The organism is Catellatospora sp. NPDC049133, assembly GCF_040648455.1.
GTDB lineage: Bacteria > Actinomycetota > Actinomycetes > Mycobacteriales > Micromonosporaceae > Catellatospora > Catellatospora aurea.
Genome location: NZ_JBEZDT010000006.1, coordinates 160,110 through 181,587, shown reverse-complemented (window position 1 = coordinate 181,587; position 21,478 = coordinate 160,110). Strand labels below are relative to the sequence as shown.

At 72.4% G+C, this 21,478-nt stretch carries 15 protein-coding genes and 1 pseudogene; 10 read left to right on the top strand and 6 right to left on the bottom strand.

Annotated elements, in window-relative coordinates; all coding sequences use genetic code 11:
• Nucleotides 1-115: 115 nt before the first annotated feature.
• Entirely contained in the window at nucleotides 116-2,053 is a 1,938-nt protein-coding gene (locus AB0B35_RS08790) for a PrsW family glutamic-type intramembrane protease (protein ID WP_361042576.1), read from the bottom strand.
• A 200-nt stretch (nucleotides 2,054-2,253) separates the two neighbouring features.
• Here AB0B35_RS08790 and AB0B35_RS08785 point away from each other — a divergent pair, with 200 nt between their 5' ends.
• Nucleotides 2,254-5,100, top strand: a complete 2,847-nt coding sequence (locus AB0B35_RS08785; RefSeq protein ID WP_361042574.1) for a hypothetical protein — start codon at nucleotides 2,254-2,256, stop codon at nucleotides 5,098-5,100.
• Between the two features lie 12 nt (nucleotides 5,101-5,112).
• Nucleotides 5,113-6,216, top strand: coding sequence for a hypothetical protein (locus AB0B35_RS08780; protein ID WP_361042572.1), 1,104 nt, complete (start codon nucleotides 5,113-5,115; stop codon nucleotides 6,214-6,216).
• Between the two features lie 10 nt (nucleotides 6,217-6,226).
• Here the strand turns inward: AB0B35_RS08780 and AB0B35_RS08775 are convergent, their stop codons facing one another.
• The gene (locus tag AB0B35_RS08775; RefSeq protein WP_361042570.1) at nucleotides 6,227-6,769 is read right to left on the bottom strand and encodes an SMI1/KNR4 family protein; all 543 of its coding nucleotides are present in this window, start codon (nucleotides 6,767-6,769) and stop codon (nucleotides 6,227-6,229) included.
• Nucleotides 6,770-6,909: 140 nt separating this feature from the next.
• Here AB0B35_RS08775 and AB0B35_RS08770 point away from each other — a divergent pair, with 140 nt between their 5' ends.
• Complete coding sequence (locus AB0B35_RS08770) at nucleotides 6,910-8,487, top strand: hypothetical protein (RefSeq protein ID WP_361042567.1); 1,578 nt, start codon at nucleotides 6,910-6,912, stop codon at nucleotides 8,485-8,487.
• A 10-nt stretch (nucleotides 8,488-8,497) separates the two neighbouring features.
• Here the strand turns inward: AB0B35_RS08770 and AB0B35_RS08765 are convergent, their stop codons facing one another.
• From AB0B35_RS08765 to AB0B35_RS08755, 3 genes are all read right to left on the bottom strand, one after another.
• Entirely contained in the window at nucleotides 8,498-8,692 is a 195-nt protein-coding gene (locus tag AB0B35_RS08765; protein ID WP_361042565.1) for a hypothetical protein, read from the bottom strand.
• Between the two features lie 278 nt (nucleotides 8,693-8,970).
• Entirely contained in the window at nucleotides 8,971-9,399 is a 429-nt protein-coding gene (locus AB0B35_RS08760) for a roadblock/LC7 domain-containing protein (RefSeq protein WP_360528243.1), read from the bottom strand.
• 23 nt (nucleotides 9,400-9,422) lie between these two features.
• Nucleotides 9,423-11,978, bottom strand: coding sequence for a nitrate- and nitrite sensing domain-containing protein (locus AB0B35_RS08755; protein WP_361042562.1), 2,556 nt, complete (start codon nucleotides 11,976-11,978; stop codon nucleotides 9,423-9,425).
• 222 nt (nucleotides 11,979-12,200) lie between these two features.
• Here AB0B35_RS08755 and AB0B35_RS08750 point away from each other — a divergent pair, with 222 nt between their 5' ends.
• The 7 genes and pseudogenes from AB0B35_RS08750 (at nucleotide 12,201) to AB0B35_RS08720 (ending at nucleotide 20,416) form a co-directional block, all read left to right on the top strand.
• Nucleotides 12,201-13,442 carry an ABC transporter substrate-binding protein gene (locus AB0B35_RS08750; RefSeq protein ID WP_361042560.1) on the top strand — a complete coding sequence of 414 codons (1,242 nt, stop codon included), beginning with the start codon at nucleotides 12,201-12,203 and terminating at the stop codon, nucleotides 13,440-13,442.
• Nucleotides 13,439-14,713 (top strand): amidohydrolase family protein, encoded by a 1,275-nt coding sequence (locus AB0B35_RS08745; protein WP_361042557.1) that lies wholly within the window; start codon nucleotides 13,439-13,441, stop codon nucleotides 14,711-14,713. Before AB0B35_RS08750 ends, AB0B35_RS08745 begins: the two co-directional genes overlap by 4 nt.
• Nucleotides 14,710-15,477, top strand: coding sequence for an ABC transporter ATP-binding protein (locus AB0B35_RS08740; protein WP_360527547.1), 768 nt, complete (start codon nucleotides 14,710-14,712; stop codon nucleotides 15,475-15,477). Before AB0B35_RS08745 ends, AB0B35_RS08740 begins: the two co-directional genes overlap by 4 nt.
• On the top strand, nucleotides 15,474-16,301 hold the full coding sequence (locus AB0B35_RS08735; RefSeq protein ID WP_361042554.1) for an ABC transporter permease: 828 nt from the start codon (nucleotides 15,474-15,476) through the stop codon (nucleotides 16,299-16,301). The genes AB0B35_RS08740 and AB0B35_RS08735 overlap by 4 nt, the downstream gene beginning before the upstream one ends.
• A 38-nt stretch (nucleotides 16,302-16,339) precedes the next feature.
• Nucleotides 16,340-17,515, top strand: a complete 1,176-nt coding sequence (locus AB0B35_RS08730) for a hypothetical protein (protein ID WP_361042552.1) — start codon at nucleotides 16,340-16,342, stop codon at nucleotides 17,513-17,515.
• 4 nt (nucleotides 17,516-17,519) lie between these two features.
• On the top strand, nucleotides 17,520-18,908 hold the full coding sequence (locus AB0B35_RS08725) for an FAD-binding oxidoreductase (RefSeq protein ID WP_361042549.1): 1,389 nt from the start codon (nucleotides 17,520-17,522) through the stop codon (nucleotides 18,906-18,908).
• A gap of 306 nt (nucleotides 18,909-19,214) precedes the next feature.
• Nucleotides 19,215-20,416, top strand: a pseudogene (locus AB0B35_RS08720) (cytochrome P450).
• 10 nt (nucleotides 20,417-20,426) lie between these two features.
• Here the strand turns inward: AB0B35_RS08720 and AB0B35_RS08715 are convergent.
• Nucleotides 20,427-21,464, bottom strand: coding sequence for a beta-ketoacyl-ACP synthase III (locus AB0B35_RS08715; RefSeq protein ID WP_361042546.1), 1,038 nt, complete (start codon nucleotides 21,462-21,464; stop codon nucleotides 20,427-20,429).
• Nucleotides 21,465-21,478 lie beyond the last annotated feature (14 nt).

Genomic DNA, 21,478 nt, shown 5'->3' with positions numbered 1-21,478 from the left:
CTTGATGACCGGAAACAGCGATCATGCGAAAGACGGTGCCGCTGCGCCCCAACATCGACGCGGCGACATACGCACCGCGCCATCCGGTCGATGGCGCGGTGCCCGAACATCCGCCCTAGAGCATCTCGGCGAGGAACTCGGCGAGTTTGGCTTCGGCCTCGGGCGAGCCCGGCCGCAGGTGCTCGTGTGCCTCGCCCTGTTTGTGGCCCTGTTCCAGCCACTTCATGAAGTCCCGCCGCATCTGCGGGTCCTTCAGCTTGTTCTTGAGCCACCCGGAGTCCTCCAGTTCGGCCTTGTTGGCGTCGCTGATGCGCTCCTGGCGCGGCGGCGGGTCGTCCTGGCCGTACTTCTCCTCCCAGTAGTCGTCGCCGCGGCCGCCGCTGCCGTTGCCGCTCATCATCGCGGCGAGGATCGCCAGCGCCCCGGCCCCGGCAAGGGTGGCCAGGAAGTCGGCCGCGGCGGCGGTGAGCACGAGCTGGAAGCCACCGCCGGCCAGCGCCGCCAGGCCGAACGGCGGGAACCAGATCATGGCCATCATCGCCAGCAGCAGCGAGGCCAGGAACAGGGTCTGGCTGATCGCGTCGAGGATGTGCGAGGTGAGGATCGGCTGGTCGGGCCCGCCCGCGGCCAGCCCGAGGACGAGACTGCCGACACCCGCGGCGATGCTGCCGACACCGGTGAGCAGGCGCAGTTCGGCGCGTACGGCGGCGTCGGCGGCAGGGGCGGCCAGCAGCGGGCGCAGCCGCCGGGCGGTGGCGTACAGCTGCCAGCCGAGCCATCCGAGTCCGGCCACGGAGAAGAGCAGCACGAGCGGGAACACCCACGGCTTCGCCAGCAGGCCCTGCACGCCGGAGAAGGTGGGCAGGCTGCCGGGCAGGAAGTACAGCACGGCGGGCACGAGCAGGGCCGCCCATACCAGCAGCGGCAGCCAGGGTTTGATACCGCGCGGCGCGGTGGCCCCTTCGCGGCGGCGCAGGCCGGTCCCCCGCCACGCCTGCGCGTCGGTGGCGTCGAGGGCTGCGGTCGCCTGGGCCACGGCCTGGCGCATCGGGTCGTCGGGGGCGGCCCGGTCGTGGCCGAACAGGGCGGCGCGGCGGGTCAGCGCGTACGTCCAGGTGAGGTAGGGGGTCCAGGGCAGGCCGGCGAAGGCGTGGCCGCCGAGGGCGGCGATCGCGGGGCGGCCCGCCTGCTCGGACGCGGTGAGCGTGTCGGGCCAGGCGCGCTTGCCCGCGAGCAGGGTGCGCCGGTCCAGGAACGTCGCGGCGGCCAGCGCGAGCAGCGGGTACAGCCACAGGGCGTGGCGCAGGAACGCCAGTGGGGTGGCGAGCGCGTTGATGACGCCCGCGCCGTCGGGGTCGGCGACCTCGTGGTTGTACGCGGCGTGGTCGAGCCACGGGAACAGCAGCAGCGCGGCACCGGCCAGGCGCTGCAGGGCGCTGCCGCGGATCACCAGGCCGAGGCCGAGACCGGCCAGGGCACTCCAGACCAGGTGCAGGCTGACGTCGGGGCTGGGCGTGTCCGTGGAGAACGCGTCGATGTACGACACCGGGGTCGGCAGCCAGGAGGTGACCAGGTCGGGCAGGCCCCAGATCTGCACGAAGCTGAACCCCTGCATCCTGGACCAGCCTTCGAACGGCCCGCCGCCGGTGATCGCCGCCGCCTCGTCGGCGTGGCGCAGCAATTGCTCGACGAGCCCGAATCCCGCCCCGCCGGCCGCGCCGAGCAGCAGGAAGTCGGTCAGACCCCACTGCGCGCGCACCTTGCGGTGCAGCAGGGCGAGCAGCGCGAACGGGGCGACCTTGGCCAGCTCCTCGATGAGCGGGTCGACGGTGTAGCTGGCGGTGCGGACTATCTCGGGCAGCGGGTCGCCGCTGAGGGCGGACATGCCGCGGGTGTAGAGCAGCTGCAGGCCGAGGGCGAGCATGCCGGCACCGTAGAGCCCGGCGACGACGCCGAGGATCAGCAGCGGCATCCGCACCGTACGGGTCGCGGAGGCGAGCATCGTCAGCTGCCATACGCCGTAGCAGGCGGCGAACATCATCAGGACCGTCACGCCGCGCACGGTAGCGGACATCGACTACCCCCACTGTCCGGAACCTCACAGCGGGGTCGTCGGTGAGCCGATCCCCCGTTCGTGTCCCCGGTCGGGAATCCGGCTCACCCGAGCTCGGCTGACTCCGCCGGGCTTACGCTCGGCCGCACTCCATCGGGCACAGGGATGTCCGGTCGTCCGGCTCGTGAGGCGGTGTGACGGTGGCACTCGATGAGACACAGGTCTTCAAGTTCCTCGCCCTGCGGGCGCCGGAGCGGCCGCTGGGCGGGACACCGCCCGACCGGTTCATCCGCGACCCTCGGTCGCTGTCGCGGGAGGGCCGCGGCCGGCTGACGGAACTGGCCCAGCGGCTCGCCGTCGAGCCCGAGGCGGTGCAGGCCTGGCGGCAGCTGGACCTGTCCGCCGTGGACGAGGTGGCGGCGGCCCGGCCACGGCTGCTCGACGCGTACCGGGCGGCGAGCGGCGACCCGGGTGACGGCGTGGCGGCGGCCCGCGCGGCGGGCGTGCCGCAGCCGGCGCTGGATCGCGAGGAGCGGCTGCTCGGCGAGGTCTGGGACGCGGTGCACACCGCCTACATGACGGGCTCCGGGGCGGGGCCGCGGCTGGACGCGCCGGTGCAGGCGCTGCGGGTGCTGCATTTCGTCGCGTCGCTGGCGAGCGAGCCGCGCCCGACACCGGCGCGGGCCGTGGCGTTGCTGGAGGCGACCCCGCTGGTGCCGGTGGTCCTGCGCGACGCCGTGGCCGAGTACCGGACGACCGCCAGCGCCCGCGCCGACGTCGACGAGTCGCCGATCCGCTCCGAGGCGATCACCCGGCTGATCCAGGATCGGGCCGCCGCCCAGCGCCTGCTGGACCGGGTGCAGCGGGCCCGGCCGGCGGCCGCCCGGTTCGAGCAGGGCCCGGCCGGGCAGCGGATCGCGGTGGCGCTGGACACTATGCCCCGGCCGCTGGCCGAACTCACCGACGACGCCGAGGTGGCGCTGCGCGACCGGCTCGGCCTCACCGCGCAGGCGTCGGTGCCCGAGGCGGTGCTCGCGCTGCGCGGGCATCTGTCCGGCCTGGACACACGCGCGTGGGAGCTGCGCACCGACTCCCGGTTCACCACCGCGCTGGCCGCCCACGACGGCGTGGACGACATCCGCCGCAGGCTGCCGGCCGCCAAGCCCGACCCGGGCACCGCCATGGACGAGAACGTGATCGGCCGGATCCATCCGCTCGGCATCGGCGACCTGAAGGTGGTCAAGCAGCGGCTGCTGCGCTACGAGGCCGGCGAGGTCGCGCACATCGAGTCGGTGCTGCGGGGCGAGGCCAAGGAGCGGCGGTTCAGGACCCTGCACCGGACCGAGAACACGTTCTTCACGGCCGAGGAGGAGACCCGCGACACCGAACGCGACACCCAGTCCACGGAGCGGTTCGAGGTGAAGCGCGAGGCCGAGCAGACCGTCAAGGAGGACATGAGCGTCAAGGCGGGGCTGTCGGTGACCGGCACGTTCGGCCCGGTCGTCACCACCGCCACCGGGGAGTTCGCGTACTCGACGGCCAAGCAGGAGTCGACGCGCAGCAGCGCCAACTACGCCCGCGAGATCGTCGACCGGTCGGTGAGCAAGGTGCAGACGAAGGTGCGCACGGAGCGGACCGTCAAGACCGTCGACGAGGTCGAGGAGATCAACGACCACCGGCTGGACAACGTCAGCGGCGCCGAGCACATCAGCGGGGTGTACCGGTGGGTCGACAAGCGCTACCGGGCCCAGGTGTACAACTACGGCCGGCGGCTGATGTTCGAGTTCGTGGTACCCGAACCGGCCGCGTTCTACCGCGCCGCCCGCACCGCGGCGGCGATCGCCCCGCGGCACGCCACGCCGCCGGAGCCGTTCGTCAACCTGTACGGCGTGCCGCTGACCCCGCGTGACATCACCGAGGCCAACTACGCGACCATCGCGGCCACCTGGGGCGCGAAGGTGTCCCCGCCGCCACCCGAGTACACGTACGCGCACCTGGCACTGGCCAAGGACAGCGTCGAGATCGCGAAGGCGATCGGGGTCGCCGACGAGAAGTTCGTCATCCCCGAGGGCTACGAGCTGCTGTACTACAGCCTCGCCGTGTCCTTCGTCGGCAAGAACAACCCCGGTTTCGTCGTGCACGTCGGCCGCGACCGGTACGAGCTGCACAACAGCAACGCCAACAACGCCACCGAGCAGGCGTACCTGTACGGCGACCTGTTCGGGCGACCCGAGGAGATCACTTCGTTCGTCGGCAGTGTCCCGGTCAGCGTGACCGGCTACGACGTGCTCGGCTACGCGGCCAACTTCAACGGCTACTGCCGGCGGCTCACCACCACGCTCGACAAGTGGCGGCTCGCCACCTACGCGGTGATCTACGACGCGTACCAGGTGCTGCAGGCGGCGTACGACCAGAAGGTCGCCCAGGCCGAGGCCGCCGCCGGGATCGTGATCAGCGGGCAGAACCCCGCGCTCAACAAGCAGGTCCAGCAGACGGAGCTGAAGAAGCTCTGCCTGACCCTGCTCACCGGCGAGCACTTCGGCCGCTACCACGCGGTCACCGACCCGCCCGACAAACCCGCGCAGCACCCCGAGGTCCGCATCGACGAGGCGCTGCGCAACGGCCCGATCATCCAGTTCCTGGAGCAGGCCTTCGAGTGGGAGCAGATGACCTACCTGTACTACCCGTACTTCTGGGGCGACAAGCGGCGCTGGGTGGAGGTGCTGCACCAGTCCGACACCGACCCGGTGTTCGCCCAGTTCCTCACCGCGGGAGCGGCCCGGGTGCTGGTGCCGGTGCCGATGGCGTACGCCGACGCGGTCCTGTTCATGCTCAACTGGCCGGAGCCGGATCTCGCCAAACGCGTGTGGCGCGGCGGCGAGCCGGTGCCCTACGACGACCTGATGTACACCTCCATCGTCGACGAGATCAAAGGCCAGACCGACGACCTCGCCGGGGCGACGCCCGAGGGCGACCCGTGGGACTACACCGTGCCCACCACCTTGGTATGGCTGCAGCCTGGCCCCGACCTGCCCGTGTTCGAGTGACGGGCGGCGACGATGACTGGTCTCACGCCGGTGCTGATCTGCCCCGGCATCGGCAAGGACACCCGCCCGGCGGGGGTCGTGTACGGCACCGAGCCCAAGGCGCAGCCCGGCCCGGTCCGCCCGGACGAGCGCCGGATCATGGAATGGCAGTGGGCGCAGGGGGCCATGTTCGCCCACTACTACGCCGACTTCCTACGCACCCACCCGACGTTCGGGTTCGTGCTGGCCGAGGCGGCCTACGCCAGCCTGCTCACCGGCGTCGACGCGGTGGACGTCATGTTCGGGGAACTGGCGCAGGACTTCCGCCGCGACCACAAGGCCCGGGGGCTGCTGCGCCCTGACATCCTCGGCGTGTCCGTCACCCCGCACGCCAACCGCTACCGGGTCGACGTGGAGATCCTGGAGGTCACCACCCTGACGCAGGCGCAGAAGACGCACCGCGAGGACGTGCTCTACAAGCTCGGCAAGCTGCGCGAGGTCCTCACCGCCCGCGACTTCCTGATCCGCCAGACACTCTCGGCGCAGAAGCTCGAATTCTCCATCGGACCGTCGCCGTGGCGGCCGGTCGAGTACTGGAAACGTATCGTGGTGCTGCCGCTACGGCCGCGCGAGGACGGCAAACGGTGCGTCGAGTGGATCTGCTTCCAGCCGACCTTCATCGAGGGCAACCCGCTCGGCCTGCTGCTCTACGAGATCCACTCCATCCCGCTGGAGGACAGCCGGATACCCAAGCCGGTGCTGGACAAGCTGGCCGAGCAGGAGCGCGACGAACGGCAGCGCCAGGCGGTCCCGTACGGGCAGACGCTCACGCCGTGGCTCACCCCGCAGTACCTGAACAACCGGCTGCTGGACCGGCAGCAGATGGAGGCGCTCGCCATCGCGTCCGGCGTCGGCATGCTCGCCGTGCTGGGCATCTTCGCCATCGAAGCGGTCGCAGGCATGGCTTTCCTGCAGGTGGCGAGCCAGGCCTGCACGGTGGCCCCGGAAGGCCCAGGCATCGTCCGGATCGCGCCGCAGGTGCTCAGGCTCCTGGCCGACGCCCTGCGAAGCACCATGCAGACCGCCAACCAGTGGTACACCGTGCTCGGCGGCCGGCTCGCCGTGCCCGCGCCCTGACCGGGGGCCGTCAGGCCTCCTCCCAGTCGAGGCGGCCCTCGTGCACCGAGCGGCGGGACTTCAGGAACGGGCTGCCGTAGCGCATCGCCTCGTACGAGCGCGACAGCAGCGCGCCGAGGTCCGGCCAGGTCTTCGGGGCATCGCGGGACTCCTCCGCGGACATGATCGTGACATGGCCGTGGGTGTCGCGGTCGCTGTGGTCCACGGCCAGGCACGAACCGCGCCTGCCGGACGCGACCGGCAGCCACTGCCGATGCCAGGTGTGCCAGTGCCGGTCGGCGTCCGCCGTGATGCGCCGCCGCGATACCGCGATCATGTCGGCGGCACCGAGGAACGCGAACCCCGGCGCGAGACAGAACGCCGGGGTGGCCGCGCCCGCGCCGTTGTGCCAGTTCAGCAGTTCCTCGACCTCTTTGATCAGGTCCACGCCCAGCTGCGCGCGCACGGCCGCGAGCTGGTCGCGGGTGGCCGGCGGCGGCAGGTCGCGCAGGGTCAGCGGCGCGTGTTCGGCCAGCCAGCCGTCGATCGCCGCGAGGGTGGAGGAGAACGGCATGAGGCATTCAAGCACTTCGGGGCCGAGCTGCCTGTCCCCCGTACGCCCGAGGCTCTGCCGGGTTGGGCGATTGCGGACGACTGTCCACTTCGGTCAGATGTGTAGGGCGATGTCGCAGGCGAGCACTATGATCGGCGGCTGTGACCGACACCGCGCCGAAGACCTCTGCCGCCCCCGTTCGCGTGCTGCTCGGCCTGCTCGCCGTCGTTCCGGCGCTCGTGCTGCTGATCAGCGGGTATGCCGTGCCGACTGTGCGGACCGTGCTGGCCAGCTTCACCGACGTGGACATGCTGCGCGAGGACTCGGATCCGGTCGGGCTCGACAACTACTCGGCCACGTTCTCCGACTTCGCGGGCTCGCTGGTCTGGCCGCTGGTTTTCGCCGTGCTGGTGACGCTCACGGCGGTCGGCGCGGGCGGCGCGCTGGCCTACTTCGCCGCACGCGCAGGCCGGGCCGGCCGGTGGACGGCCCGGATCGCGTTCGCGCTGCCGATGGCCGCCCTCGCCGGTTCCGGAGCGGCCCTCGCCTGGGTGATCACGTTCGACGAGCCGGGCGGGCTGAACCCGATGCTGGCCCAGTACCTCACCTTCTTCGGGCTCGTCGTCGGCCTCGGCGCGACCGCGTACCTGCTGGTGTTCCGCCGCTCGACCCGCCCGCGCGACGCCGTGCCCGGCGTGCTGCTGGTCACCGGCGTCATCGCCGCCTCGGCGCTGGCGGTCGGCCTGCAGGCGTTCGGCTTCCCCTACCTGCTGGGCCGGCTCCCCGACGGGCCGCGCCACGCGTCGCCGTCGGTGCTCATCTTCGACAACGCGTACCGGACCTTCCGGGTGGGCATCGCCTCGGCCGACGCGGTCCTGCTGTGGCTGGTGCTGGGCGTGCTCGGCATCGGCATCGGGCTGTGGCTGGTCCTGGCCCGCGCCCAGGTGGTCACCGTGGACCAGCCCGCCGGCGAGACGGCTCCGGCCGGCAACGCCGGGTGGCGCGCGGCCGCCGCCGTCGTCACCGGCGTCCTGCTGCTGCTCGGCCTGGCCGGGCTCACCCCGTGGCTGCTGAACTCGGTGAGTTTCGGCACCGAGGCCGTCATCGGAAGCGTCTTCACGCACCTGTCCTACACCTGGCTGCCGCCGCTGATCTCGACCGTCGTCGGGGTGCTCGCCGCGGCGCTGGCCGGATACGGCATCGGCGCGCTGCGGCCGCTCGGCGACCGCAGCGAACTGCTGCTGCTGCCGTTCGCGCCGTGGCTGTTCGTGGGACTCGCCGGGCTCGCCCCGGACGCCTGGATGCACCGCACCGAGGACGGCAGCGAGTTCCTGTTCCTGATCCCGCCCGCCTCGCTGACCATCCCGGTGCTGTTCGGGTCCGCGCTGCTGTTCCGGGGAGTCCGGTGGACCCTGGCGCTGCCCGTCGTCGGGCTGGCGGGCCTGGTGACGTGGATCGTCCAGGCGCAGGACACCCTGTGGCCGCTCATCGCGGGCTTCCGGCCCGACAGCGCCCCGATGCAGGTCGTCGTGATGCAGGCGATCACGAGTTTCGGCTACACCGGCGAGGATGGCGGCATCCCGACCGGCTGGCTGTATCCGCTGCCGGTCTGCCTGCTCGTCGCGGCCGTGATCGGCGCTGTGCAGGTCCTGGTACTGGATCGGCTCGCGCTGCGCACCGGCCGGACCGCCGACGCCGACCCGGTGCCCACTACCGGGGAGGCCTTCGGCGAGCGGTGACGTCGGATCGCTACTGGCCGGCCGGACGCCGCAGCCCGAGACGAACAAGCAGCAGACCGACGACCGCGGTGATCGGGCCGATGATCGCCCAGATCTTCTGGCCGTTCATGCCACCCGACTGGCCGAGCAGGTCCAGGCCCTGCAGGGTCCAGACGATCCCGGACAGCAGCAGCAGCACTCCGAGCACCAGCCACACCCAGCGCATGACCACTCCTACCCGTCGACGAGCGAACGAGCGTTCATCCTCGCACGGCTCCGGCGGAGATCAAACAGCATCGGCGAACCGCGACACCGGTATCCGATGCCGGTCCAGCGAGCGATACATCTTTTTTGATGTGGGCACATCAAAAAAGATGTATCCGCGCGCAGACACCATCGCGCAATGCCCGCCGAAGTACGCGACCCGGTCCCTGCGTTCCTCGATTTCTGGCAGCGGACCGCGGACGCCTCCGCTGAGCGGCAGCTCGCCGGGTGCGCCGAAAGCTAGCCGACGTGCTGCACCTGCGGCAGGGACTGCTGCAGTTCGGCGCGGATCGCCGGGGTGAGCACCTCGCCTGCCTGCTTGCACAGCTTGGCCATCTCGTAGCCGGCCACGCCCACGTCGGCCCCGGCGGCGGTCAGCGAGGCCAGGATCGAGCCGTCGCGGATCGGCATCACCAGCAGGAAGCCGCGGCCCATCTCGACCACGGTCTGGCGCACCGAGTCGCCGTCGAACAGACCCGCCGCGCTCTTGGTCACGCTGACCAGGCTCGACGTGACCGCCGCGAACTGGTCGGCGCTGTCGCGCGGCAGCCGGTCCGAGGCGGCCACGAGCAGGCCGTCCGACGAGACGACCACGGTGTGCACGACACCGGCCACGCGTTCGGCGAATCCGTTGATGAGCCAGTTGAAGTCACGCGCCGCTGCGCTGATCGCCATTTGCGTCCACTCTCCTGTCACTTGCCGGCCGGCTGGGTCAGCTGCCGCTCCGCCTCGGTCCGCCCCTCGGCGTCGTCATGTTCCGGCTCAGGCCCGGTCGGGGCCGTTGGCTCGGTCGGTGCTGGTTGCTCGGTCACCGCCGGTGACTCAGGCGCCGTGGCCGACTCTGGCGCCGTCGCCGGCTCGGGTGCCGTGGTCGCCTCGGGTGCCGTGGTCGCCTCGGGTGACGTCCGGGGTGCGGGCACCGCCGACGGGACCGGGTCCGAGCCGGCGGCGTCTTCGGCCTCGGCACGCCGAACTCCCGCGTAGAGCCTGGTCAGCGTGTCGCCGAGCGCGTCCGGGTCGGCCTCGTAGCGGGTGCTCACGGCCTGGGCCGCCTGCGGCACGGATCGGCGGGTGCGGGCGGGCAACCCGGCCTTGGTCAGCGCGGGCGGCTGCGGCGCGGATTCGGCCGCGGGCGCGGCATCGATCTGCGCGTCGGCGTCGCGGTTCCACCAGATGCTCGGCGTCCGCCGCTCCGGCGCGAGCACGTCCTCCGACCTGGTCGGCACGCGGCGGCGCAGGCTGGACAGGGCGGCCTCGCCGGTCTCGGCCTCCGGCGGCGTGATCCCGGGCTCGTCGGCGGGCGCGGGCGCGATGAGCGCCTCGGGCAGCAGCACGCGCACGGTGACCCCGCGGATGCCCGAGGTCAGCTGCACGGTGATGCCGTGCCGCCGGGCCAGGTGTCCGACCACGACCAGGCCCATCCGTTCGGCCGCCGAGGTGTCGATGCTGACAGGTTCGGACACCTGCTGGTTGGCCTCGACGAGCAGCTGCGCGGACATGCCGATGCCGTCGTCGGCGACGACCAGCTCGGCCGAGCCGTCGGCGAGCGCCTGGCCGCGCACCTGCACGGTGGTGTCGGGCGGGGAGAAGGCGGTGCCGTTCTCCAGCAGCTCGGCGAGCAGGTTGACGACGTCGGCGACGGCATGGCCGACGACGAAGACCCCGTCGGGGGTGTCGTGGTGGACCCGCTGGTAGTGCTCGACCTCGGCGGTTGCCGCGAGCACGATCGTGTTGAGGTCCTTCGGCCGGTTCCAGTGCCGGGCGGTGTCACCGCCGGCGAGCACGAGCAGGTTCTCGTCGTTGCGACGCAGGCGGGCCGCGAGGTGGTCCAGGCGGAACAGGTTGCCGAGCTTGTCCGGGTCGACCTCGGCCGACTCCATGGTGTCGAGCAGTTGCAGCTGCCGCTCGACCAGGGTCTGACTGCGCCGGGACAGCTTGATGAAGATCTCGTTGACGTTGCGCCGCATGCTGGCCTGCTCGGCGGCCAGGCGCACCGCGCTCAGGTGTACGGCGGTGAACGCCTCGGCTACCTCGGCTACCTCGTCCTGCGAGCCGACCACGATCGGCTCGACGTGCACCGGCGGCGCGACGGTCGGGGCCAGCCGGAGCTGCTCGATGACGCCGGGCAGCGCGACCTCGGCGACGACCAGCGCCTGGGCCCGCAGCGAGCGCAGTGTCGAGGCCATGTTGCGGCCGATCACGATGGACATGAGCAGCGCGGCGAGCAGCAGCACGATGGTGACCAGCGAACCGAGAAGGGTGGTCAGCCACTGACTGCCGCTGGCCGCGGCGACCGCTTCGGACGCGCCGGCCAGCAGGTCCTGCTCGACGGTGCGCAGCTGTTCGAGTTCGGTGGTGCTGGCCGACCACCACTGCTGCGGGTCGACACCGGCTTCGGGGTCGGCGGCGACGATCGTCTCGGCGAGGCGGTTGGCATTGCGCACGGCCTGGCCGGCGACGACGTCTTCGAACCGGGCGACCTGCGCGGGGTCGGCGTCGGCGCGGAAGGCCGCCAGCGCGGCCTGCCGCTGGGCGCGGGCCTGCGCGATGCGGGTGCCGGGCGCGGACTCGAAGGCAGCGCCGTAGCAGAGCATGTACAACCGGCCGCGGATCTGCGCGGTGAGTTCCTTGGCGAGGGCGAGGTTGCTGAAGCCGCGCACCAGGCGGCCCAGCGCGGCGTCACCGCCGACGTCGGCGGGGGTCGGCAGCAGCGCGTGCAGCGAGGCGATGACGCCGGAGTAGGCGTCGAAGGCGGCCTGGGCGCGCAGCCAGCCACCGGCGACCCCGGCGCGCAGCCGGGCGACCTCGTCGAGCCGGTCCTGGGCGGTCCGGTAGGGCACGGCCAGCGCGGCTTCGGCGGCCAGTTCCGCGGCGGCCGAACGCCAGCGGGCCGCGGCGCGGTCCACCGCGGTGCGCTCGGGGGCCAGGCCGGAGACGTCCCGGGCCGGGGAGCCGCCCGCCGACAGCGAGACCAGCATGCCGACGGTGCGGTCGCGTTCGTTCTGCAGCTCGTGGACCAGGGTGGTGATCTCGTCGCCGAGGGACACCTGGTGGGAGAAGGCGTCGAGATCGGTGGCGGTGCGTACGGAGTCGGAGATCTGCACACCGGCGACCGCCAGGAAGCCCAGCAGCGGCACGGTGAGCACCGCGGCGAGCTTGGTCGGCACCCGCCAGAGCCGCGTACGCAGCGGCGATGAGCGGCGGTGGGCCCCGGTCGCCCGCCCGCTGCGACGCCCTTGATCCGTCACCGGACGACCTCCGTACACTTTGCTCAGTCCACATCAGAGTGATCTAGGTCTTGCTGCGTACATCTAACCGTCGGCTGTGACGCCGCAGCAAGAGGATCCGGGATGAACTTATTTAACGGAACACATACGACGCCAGGGCTTGAAACTCTCAGGCGCGCACGAAAAGATACCCCGGTCCACGATCATCGGCACCGGCTGGTTTCCACATCGGAGCGTGTTTCCATGAATCCGCTGCGCCTGGCGTGCTGCCTGGCCTCGGTCGCCCTGCTGATCGCCGGGTGCACGTCCACCCCGGACAGCCCGCAGCCGCTGGCGGTCGGTGTGCTGGCGCCGCTCAGCGGCCCCGACGCGAGCTGGGGCGTCGACGCCGTGAACGGGGCGCGGCTGGCCGTCGACATCGTCAACGACGCCCACCCCGACCTGCCACTGCCGCTGGCGGCGGGCACCGGCCTGCCGGGCCGGCGCGGCGCGCGGCTGAGCCTGGCCGCCCGGGACACCGCCGGGCATGCCGAGACCATGTCTGCGGCGATGACCGTGCTCGCCGAGCAGGAGCATGTGGCCGGGCTGGTGCTGGCGGAGTCCGCCGACATCGCCGAGTCCGCCGCCAGCCAGGCGCAGCGCCTGCGGGTGCCGCTGCTCGACGCGCGCACCAGCGACGACTACCTCACCGAACTCGGCATCGACTGGTACTTCCGGATCGGCCCCAGTGACAGCCGGCTCACCGAGGCCGCGTTCGCGCTGCTGGCCCGGCGCGGGGCCGGATCGGGCGGGATCACCCTGATCACCGAGTCCGGGCGGGGCGGCTCCTCGGCGGCCGTGACGAGCCTGCGGGAGCTGGCCCGCCGCGCGGGTGTCCCGGTCACCGCGTCGCTGACGATCAAGGAAGGCGCGACTGACGCGGAGCGGCTGCGGGACCCGCTCGCCGAGAAACCTGAGAACACGGTCGTCGCGTGGACGCAGACCGCGGCCGGGGCGCGCGCCGTCGCCGACGCCGTCGGCGAGACCAAGGGGCGTCCGACGCTGGTCGGCCTCGGCCAGGGCTTCCGGTCGCTGGAACGGCCCGACAGCGGAGCCGCGCTGCTGCGGGCGGTGCCGTGGTCGGCCGACCTCGCCCAGCGCGACCCGACCGCCCGGCTCGTCGCCGAGCTGTACGAGCGGCGCAACGGCAAACCCATGAGCGCGGTCGCCGCCGACGCGTTCACCGCGACGATGGCCCTGGCCTCGGCCGTGGACGCGGCCGGTTCGGCCGACCCGGCCGCGATCCGGACCGCGCTGCGCCGCACGTCGCTGTCCGCCGTACAGCTGATCATGCCGTGGGACGGGGTGCGTTTCGGCGACGACGGGCAGAACCAGTTCGCCGCCGCCGTCGTCGAGCAGTGGCAGGACCGCGCCTACCGGCTGGTGTACCCGATCGAGCTGGCCTCGACCCGGCCCCGGTGGAGCAGCCCGGAGCCGAAGCCGTGACCGGCCTGCCCCTGCTGCTGCGGGACGCGTTGCTCACCGACGGACGCCGCGTCGACGTGCGGGTTCACGGCGCGACGATCGAACGCGTCGAGCCGGCCGGGACCGTTGACACCGCCGGCACGCAGGTCGTCGAGCTGGACGGTCAGTTGCTGCTGCCCGCCCCGATGGAGATCCACGCCCATCTGGACAAGGCGCTGAGCGCCGACGCCGTGCCCAACCCGGCCGGGGACCTGTTCGGCGCGGTCACCGCCTGGCTGGCGTACCGGCCGTCGCTGACCCGCGAGCAGGTCGAGCGCTCGTCCCGCGCGGCCCTGGACGGCTACCTCGGCCACGGCGCGACCGCCGTGCGCACCCACGCTGACCTCGGCGAGGGAATCGGCCTGCGGGCGCTGCAGGCGGTGCTCGCGGTGCGGGACGCGGCCGCCGGGCGCTGCGCCGTGCAGGTCACCGCGTTCGCGGCCGTGCCGCTGACCGGCGAGGCCGGGGCCGCCAACCGCGCGCTGCTGGCCGAGGCGCTGGCGGCGGGCGCGGACGCGGTCGGGGCGTGCCCGGGGCTCGACCCCGACCCGGCCGGCTGCATCGCGATCTGCCTCGACCTGGCGGCCCGGCACGGTGTCCCGCTGGACCTGCACATCGACGAATGGCTGCACCCCGAGCCGTGCTCGCTGGAACTGCTGGCCGACGCGGTCACCGCGACCGGTTTCCCGCACGGTGTGCTCGCCGGGCACTGCGTCAGCCTCGGCATGATGGACCCCGAGCGGGCCGGGCCGCTCGCCGACAAGGTCGCCCGCGCCGGGATCGCCGTGGCCTGCCTGCCGCAGACCAACCTGTACCTGCAGGGACGTGACCACGACCGGGCCGTGCCGCGCGGGCTGACCGCGCTGCGCACGCTGCGCGCCGCGGGCGTGACGGTCGCCGCGGGCGGCGACAACCTGCAGGACCCGTTCCAGATCCTCGGCCGCGGCGACCCCCTGGAGACGGCAGCGCTGCTGGTGCTGGCCGGCCACGACACCCCCGAGACCGCGTACGACGCGGTCAGCGCCCAGGCCCGGCGCGCCGCCGGGCTGCCTCCCGTCGCCGTCGCCCCGGGTTCACCGGCCGAACTGCTGGCCGTACGGGCGGGTTCGCTGCGCGAAGCGCTGGCCACCACCACCGCCCACCGGCTGGTGGTCCACGGCGGGCGGATCGTCGCCCGCACCACGGTCACCCGGCACCACCCGGACGACCACGAGGCACAGATAAGCCCTGCACAGATAGGACGTACCGCGTGACCGACGACGGCATCCCCGCCCTGACGATGGAGGCGGTCGGCGTGCGATATCCCGGCGGCACCCTCGCCCTCGACGGGGTGACCCTGCACCTGGCCGCCGGCGAGTTCACCGCCGTGGTCGGGCCCTCCGGCTGCGGCAAGAGCACCCTGCTGCGGCTGGCCGCCGGGCTGCTCGCACCGACCACGGGCACGGTCGCCCGCGCCAGCGAGCGGCTCGGCTTCGTGTTCCAGGACCCGACCCTGCTGCCCTGGCGCAGCGTACGGCGCAACGTCGAACTGGCCGGTGAACTGACCGGTGTGCCCGCCGGCGAGCGCCGCGAACGAGCCGAGGACGCGTTGCGCCGAGTCGGGCTGTCGCACGTCGCCGAAGCGCTGCCCGGCACCCTGTCCGGCGGCATGCGGATGCGGGTCTCGCTGGCCCGCACCCTGACCGGCCGGCCCGACCTGATGCTGTTCGACGAGCCGTTCGGCTCGGTCGACGAGATCACCCGCGGCCGGCTCGGCGACGACCTGCAGGAGCTGTTCGCCGCTGACGCGTTCGCGGGCCTGCTGGTCACCCACTCCGTCGCCGAGGCCGTCTACCTGTCGCAGCGGGTGCTGGTGATGGCCGACCGCCCGGGTCGGCTGGTCGGCGAGGTGGCGGTGCCGCTGCCGTACCCCCGCCTGCCCGAGGTGCGCTTCTCCCCCGCCTTCACCGAGCTGACCTCGCAGGTGACCGCCCTGCTGCAGGGCGGCGCCGCCGACCGGATCGAGGTCGCCGCATGACCCGGCAGTCCCGCCTGGCCAGGCAGTCCCGGCGGCTCGTGCCGCCCACGGCGGTGGCCGCCATCGTGCTGGCCGCCTGGTACTTCGGCAGCTACGTGCTGATCGACGCCGACCGGCGCTTCCTGCTGCCCGCGCCGCACGAGGTCGTCAAGGTCGGCTTCCTGGACCCCGTCAACCTCGCCGAACTGCTGGCCGGGCTGCGGCTGTCGGCCGAGGTAGCGGTGACCGGACTGATCTGCGCCGCGGTGCTCGGCCTGGCGCTGGCGATCCTGATGAGCCAGGCCCGCTGGGTGGAGCGCTCGCTGTATCCGTACGCGGTGGCGCTGCAGACCGTGCCGATCCTGGCCCTGGTGCCGCTGTTCGGGTTCTGGTTCGGGTTCGGGTTCCCCAGCCGCGTGCTGACCTGCGTGCTGATCGCGCTGTTCCCCATCGTGGCGAACTCGCTGTTCGGCCTGCGCTCGGTGGACCCCGCGCTGCACGACCTGTTCACCCTGCACCGCGCCGGGCGGCTGACCCGGCTGGTCAAGCTGCAGCTTCCCGCGGCACTGCCCGCGATCCTCACCGGGCTGCGCATCTCGGCCGGGGCCGCGGTGATCGGCGCGGTCGTCGGCGACTTCTTCTTCCAGCAGGGCGAACCCGGCCTCGGCCAGCTCATCTACGTGTATCCGCGGCGGCTGCAGTCCGAGATGCTCTTCGCCGCGGTGTTCCTGGCCTCGGCGTTCGGCGTCGCCGTCTTCTGGCTGTTCGGCGTGCTGGCCCGCCGGGCCACCGCCTGGCACTCCTCGCAGCAGCGCCGGCCCGACACCGGCGGCGCGGCCCACTGACCCGCTCCCTCACCCCACACCCCCCACAAAGGAGATATATGAACGCCCTTCCCGCCTCGCGAAGGCCGCTGCACCGGGCCGGTGCCGCGACCGCGCTGGTCGCGATGCTGCTCGCCGGGGGCTGCCAGTCGGCCGACCCCGCCACGCCGCCCGCGCCCAGCGCGGGCAGCGGCTCCACCGACCTCGCCGCGGTGTGCCCCGCGACCGTGGTGGTCCAGGCGGCGTGGACGCCCGAGGCCGAGCACGGCGCGCTCTACCACCTGCTCGGCCCCACGCCGACCATCGACGCCGCGGCGAAGAAGGTCACCGGCCCGCTGATGGCGGGCGGGCAGAGCACCGGCGTGAACATCGAGATCCGCGCGGGCGGCCCGGCGATCGGTTTCCAGAACGCCGGCGCGCAGATGTACGCCGACCCGTCGATCATGCTCGGCCAGGTGGCCACCGACGACGCCATCGGCCTGTCGGCCAAGCAGCCCGTCGTCGCGGTCGTCGCCCCGTTCGACATCGCCCCCTACATGATCATGTGGGACCCGGCGGCGAACCCGGGCTTCAACTCGATCGTCGACATCGGCAAGACCGACACCAAGGTGCTGTTCTTCAACGGCGCGACCTACATGGACTACCTCACCGGCTCGGGCACCCTGCGCCGCGGGCAGGTCGACGGCGCGTACGACGGCAGCCCGACCCGCTTCCTCGCGGAGAAGGGCAAGATCGCCCAGCAGGGCTTCGCCACCAACGAGCCGTTCATCTACGAGAAGGCCCTTCCGCAGTGGAAGAAGCCGGTCAAGTTCCAGCTCATCCACGACACCGGCTACCCGATCTACCCCGAGGCCGTCGTGGTGCGCGCGGACAAGAAGGCCGAGCACGCCGCGTGCCTCAAGCGCCTGGTCCCGATCATCCAGCGCTCGCAGGTGGAGTACGTGAAGGACTTCGCCGCCACCAACGAGCTGATCATCAAGCTGAACGACGCGTACAAGGGCTTCCCGTACAGCAAGGAGCAGGCGGCGTTCAGCGTCGAGCAGCAGCTCAAGCTGAAGATCGTCGGCAACGGCGGCAACGCCACCCTGGGCGACTTCGACGTCGACCGGGTCAAGCAGGTCATCGGCATCGTGGGCCCGATCTACGCGGGCCAGCGCAAGGAGGTCAAGGCGGGCCTGACCGCCCAGGACCTGGTGACGAACGAGTTCATCGACCCGGCGATCGGGCTGAGCTGACCTCGTGAGCACCGTCGAACCACCACCGCTGGCGCACGTCGCGCAGCGGGCGAGCCGCCGGGCCCCCAGCCCGGCGGCTCTCGCCGCCTTCCTCGACGCGCTCGCGGCCGCTCTGCCGGCCGACCGCGTCTCCACCCTGGATTCGGCGCGCCTGGCCGCCTCCCGCGACGGGGCCTACCTGTCGCCGCTGCTGTCGGCCGTGCTGCCCGACCGCCTCGCCGACGTCGTGGTGCGCCCGCACTCCACCGAGCAGCTCCAGACCGCGGTGCGGCTCGCGCACGCCCACGGCATCCCGGTCGTGCCCCGCGGCCGGGGCACCGGCAACTACGGCCAGGCCGTGCCACTGGCGGGCGGGCTGGTCGTGGACCTCAGCGACGCCGACCGCGTCCTCGAAGTCGGCAACGGCTGGGTCCAGGCCCAGGCCGGGGCGACGTTCGTCGCGCTGGAGGCAGCGGCGCGGCGCACCGGTCAGGAGATCGCGATGATGCCGACCACCGTCGGCAGCACCATCGGCGGCTTCCTCGGCGGCGGCGCGGGCGGGCTCGGCTCGATCGAGCACGGCTGGCTCTGGGACGGTTTCGTGCAGGCCCTGGAGGTGGTCGGCTGCCCGCCGCAGGACCAACCCCGCCGGGCGTACGGCGCGCAGTGCCTGCCCTACCTGCATGCGTACGGCGTCACCGGGATCATCGCCACCGCCACCGTCAAGCTCGCCCCGGCCCGGGACTGGACCGCGGTGCTCGCCTCGTTCCCCGACGGCGCGGCCGCCACCCAGGCCGGGCTCGGCCTGCTGCGCCTCGACCCGGCGCCGCGTCTGGTGTCGCTGGACGAGCCGGCGCTGACCGCCACGTACCCCGCCGACCCGGCGCTGCCAGAGGGGCGGCACAGCCTGCGATCCGTGGTGGACGCCTCGCTCGTGGACGCTGTCGCGGCGCTCGTCGCAGCACACGGCGGGCGGGTCGACAAGGTCGATGCCGACGCGGTGGGTTACGTGTCGACGCTGTCGTTCAACCACGTCACCCTGCGGGCCAAGAAGGCCCGGCCCGAACTGTGCCACCTGCAGGTCGGCGGGGCGCCGCTGGTCACCGACCCGGACAAGGTCCGCGCGGCCCTGCCCGGCGCGATGCTGCACCTGGACGGCATGCGCGCCTTCCTCGACCCGGCCGACCCGACACGCGGACGCGGCTTCGGCGGCCTGCTGCTCGCCCCGTTCCACGACGCGGCGGCGCTGTACGCAGGAGTCCACCGGTTGCGCGAGCTGGGTGTGCACGTCGTGGACCCGCACACCTGGTTGCTGGACGGACCGGCCCTGCCCGGCATCCGCGCAGCCGCGGCCGCCAACGACCCGGACGGCCTGCTCAACCCGGGCAAGCTCCCGTTCGACGAATCGGCCTGACCGCCCGGCCTTCGGTTGTAGATCATCCGACTTGCCAGGCACCTGGGCGAATGACATCGCAAGATACGCACAGGTGCCTGGCAAGTCGAGTGATCACGGGGTCGCCTTGACACGACGACGCGAGTACAGATAGACAAACGTGACTGTCACCTTGCGTCGATGTCGGGGCCGCTCAATCTGAGCGAGGTGCACCCCAAAGCGATCACCGCGCGGTACGGCGACACCGTGCAGCAGTTCGGCCACTCAACGCGAGTCGCACATCCGACACTGACCCCTTACATCCATGTTCATCAATACTATGGGCGGGTGTCCGCTGCCGCCACGCTCCAGGCCCTGCACACCGAAGAGGGCCGCCGCAACCCGTACCCGCACTACGCCGCGCTGCACGCCACAGGCCCGGTCGCGCCGCTGACCGGCCACTACGCGGCCGTCGTGCACGGCTACGACGCGGTCAGCCGGGTGCTGCGCGATCCGACCTTCCGGGTCCTGGACGCCGAACAGCTCGGCTCACAGCTGCCCACGTGGCACGAACACCCGTCGCTGACCGTGCTGATGAACTCGATGATGTTCATCAACGGCGAGCAGCACGCGCGCCTGCGCCGCCTGATCACCCGCGAGTTCACCGCCCGCCGGGTCGCCGCCCTGGCCGAGACCGTCACCCGGCAGGTCGACCACCTGCTCGACCGTCTCGCCGAACACGACGGCGAGGTCGACTTCATCAAGGAGTTCGCCTTCCCTCTGCCCTCCAACGTCATCGGCGAGCTGCTCGGCGTGCCCGCCGAGGACCGTCCGTGGTTCCAGCCGCACGTCTCGGCGATCGGCGCAGTGCTCGACGCGGGCGGTCCCGACAAGTTCGCGGTGGCGGACAAGGCCGCGACCGAGCTCAGCGCCTACTTCACCGACCTTGTTCGACAGCGGCGCGCAGACCCCCGTGACGACCTGGTGACCGTGCTGTCCGCCGCCGGTGCGGACGACGACCCGCTGAGCCACGAGGAGCTGCTGTCGGCGCTGGTGCTGGTGTTCAACGCCGGGTTCGAGACCACGACCCACCTGCTCGGCAACGGGTTGGAGGTGCTGCTGCGCCACCCGGACGCGGCACGGCGGCTGCGGGAGCAGCCGGACCTCGCCCCGTCCTACGTCGAGGAGTTCCTGCGTCTGGAAGCCCCGGCGCAGCTGACGACGCGGTGGACCGCGATGGACGCCGAGATCGACGGGGTTCCGTCCTGGCCGGTTCCTCGGTGCTGGTGCTGTTCGGTGCGGCCAACCGCGACCCGGCGCGGTTCGCCGACCCGGACACGTTCCGGCCCGAGCGCGCCGACAACGCGCACCTGACCTTCAGCGCGGGCCTGCACTTCTGCCCCGGCGCGCTGCTCACCACCACCGAGGCGCAGATCGCCTTCCCCCGCCTGCTGGCCCGCTTCCCGGGGCTGGCGCTCGCCGGCGAGCCCATGTACCGGGCGCAGCTGACACTGCGGGGCCACACGCACCTGCCGGTCACCGTTGGATGACGGCACAGCACTAGGGCAAGGTCACGACCTGTGCGGCGTACGACAGCCCGGCCCCGAACCCGATGAGCAGCGCCGTCCCCCCGCTGGGGGCTTGGCCGTCGCGCCGCATCCGCTCCATGGCCAGCGGGACCGACGCGGCCGAGGTGTTGCCCGCCTGCGCGATGTCGCGGGCCACCGGCACGTCCGCCGGGAGCTTGAGCGCCCGGACCATCGCGTCGATGATGCGCAGGTTGGCCTGGTGCGGGATGAAGGCGTCGAGGTCGTCGACGGTGATCCCGGCAGCCTGCAGCGCCCGCTGCGCCACGGGCACCATCTCGTAGGAGGCCCACCGGAACACCTGCTGGCCGGACATCTGCCAGATGGGCCGCGGGCCGCTCGGGTCGTCGGCGAACGACTTCCAGTCACGGGTCTGGCTGATCACGCCCGACTGGCTGCCGTCGGCACCCCACACGACCGGGCCGATGCCCGGCCGTTCCGCCGGCCCGATCACCACGGCGCCCGCACCGTCGCCGGGGATGAACGCGGTCGCCCGGTCGTTCTTGTCGATCAGATCAGTGAGCCGTTCCGCGCCGATCACCAGGACGTACCGGGCGCTGCCGCTGTGGATCATGTCGCGGGCCAGCGCCACGCCGTGGCAGAAGCCCGCGCACCCGGCCGACATGTCGAACGCCGCCGCGTTAACCGCGCCGAGCTGGTGGGCGACCTGCGGGGCGAGCGCCGGGGTCTGTTCGAGGTGCGACACCGTAGCCAGGATCACGCAGCCGATGTCGGCCGCGTCGACTCCGGCGTCGGCAAGCGCGGCGGCTGAAGCCTCGACGGACATGAACGCGAGCGTCTCGTCGGGTTCGGCCCAGCGGCGTTCGGTGATCCCGGACCGGGTCCGGATCCACTCGTCGGTCGAGTCGATCCAGGTGCAGATCTCCTCGTTGGTGATCACGCGGCGCGGCCGGTAGCCGCCGAGGCCGAGGATGCGGGCGTGGGACGCCAGGTCCGGAACGGTGATCCCGCGTGCGGCCGGTGCGGGCGTCGGCGTCGGCTGTGCTGACATCGTGTGCGGCTCCT